Source organism: Vibrio makurazakiensis (assembly GCF_050337375.1).
Lineage (GTDB): Bacteria > Pseudomonadota > Gammaproteobacteria > Enterobacterales > Vibrionaceae > Vibrio > Vibrio makurazakiensis.
In genome coordinates this window covers 1-697 of the sequence record NZ_JAKJSW010000484.1, presented here as the reverse complement: position 1 = coordinate 697, position 697 = coordinate 1, and the positions used below count along the sequence as shown (strand labels likewise).

Sequence of the window (697 nt, the reverse complement as noted above, 5' to 3'; positions counted from 1 at the left end):
ACAGCATAGTAAGAAACCTGTCGTACTTGCTACTCATTCGTTAGTCGATAGTCCTAAACTACAGGGTTACATCGCTGATCTAGTAGGTGTTGAAGCGGTCGTTACTGCTTAAAGCTTTTCTTTCGAGTCATTAATGTGACCCGTAGAAAAATCATATGAGAGACATTAGCTTAGGTTGATGTCTCTTTTTTTGTAACATTTTTTTGACAATCTCTGTGGTTGATTGTTAACTGGTCTGACTACTTGTTTGGTTATTCTGTTGCTGAACGGATTGAATTTAAATTAAGGTTGTCAGCCCTATGTTTTCACCTCTTCAAAAAGCCAATTTGTACTTGGCAGCATTCGGATTTTTTAAAGTCCCGTTTATTTGGCTTTGTAGACCGAAGATTCTTCAACTTGATGAACAAAAAGTTGAAATTAAAATTCCGCTGAAAAGGCGAACCAAGAACCATCTGAATAGTATGTATTTTGGTGTACTTGCCGTTGGTGCTGATGTTGCAGGTGGCTTTCTAGCCATGAATAAGGCTGAACAGCATGGAGAAAAGATTTCACTGGCATTTAAAGGTGTTACTGGAGAGTTTCTAAAAAGGCCTGAAGCCGATGTGCACTTCACCTGTGTGGATGGTGGGTTGATTGATGATATGTTACGACAAACTATGCTGACGGGAGAAAGGGTTAACCAACCAGTAACCATCTC

1 protein-coding gene and 1 pseudogene are annotated in these 697 nt (G+C 39.6%); both read left to right on the top strand.

The genetic code is table 11. From position 1 onward, the window contains the following. Positions 1-112 (top strand): annotated as a pseudogene (locus L4C33_RS22670) (putative PEP-binding protein); the annotation flags it as partial. Between the two features lie 187 nt (positions 113-299). Then, the coding region (locus L4C33_RS22665; RefSeq protein WP_428814605.1) for a DUF4442 domain-containing protein at positions 300-697 on the top strand (398 nt) is incomplete at its 3' end.